Source organism: Mesorhizobium sp. M7A.F.Ca.CA.002.05.1.1, from assembly GCF_003998335.1.
GTDB lineage: Bacteria > Pseudomonadota > Alphaproteobacteria > Rhizobiales > Rhizobiaceae > Mesorhizobium.
In genome coordinates, this window is record NZ_RZQI01001580.1 from 1 (window position 1) to 570 (window position 570).

Annotated in this window: 1 protein-coding gene; it reads right to left on the reverse strand. The window is 64.2% G+C overall.

Features of this window, described 5'->3' with window-relative positions; all coding sequences use genetic code 11:
• Positions 1 to 336, reverse strand: a 336-nt coding sequence (locus tag EN939_RS37155; protein ID WP_206528484.1) for a caspase family protein, incomplete at its 3' end; no start/stop codon positions are given.
• Between the last annotated feature and the right edge of the window lie 234 nt (positions 337 to 570).

Here is a 570-nt window from a genome sequence, read left to right on the forward strand (position 1 = left end):
GTCGACCGGCACGATGTAGTTGCGCCCGTCGACCTGCAGGCCGTGGCCGGCATAGTAGAAAAGCCCGACGCCGGCGCCCTGGAGCGCATCGGAAAACGCGCCGATGCTGCGTTCGAGTTCACGCTTGCCGAGATCATTGCCCTCGATCACCTCGAAGCCGATCGAGCGCAGCTTGTCGGCGATGTCGAGGGCGTCGTTGACCGGGTTGGCCAGCGTGCCGGCTTCGGCGTAAGTGCCGTTGCCGATGACAAGCGCCACGCGCCGTTGCGGCTGCGCATCCGCGCTCAGCAGCAAAAGTCCCAGAAATGCCCATGCAAGGATCGCAAGCCTGCCCATGGGGCAGATCATAACGCCATCGGCCCCGGCGACGCCATCGGATTTGCAATGCAGGCCTAACCACGAGCGGGTTCGAACTCCCGGGCAAGAGCGACGAAAACGCCCTTGCGCCCGCGCGGTCTATCGGGCAAACCGGCCTTCCCCTGCGATTTTTCCCGCCCGAGGCCTCCATGTCCACGACGATTTCGCCGCTCGCGCCGAAGAAATACCCCAAAATGCCGGAAATCGAAGGGG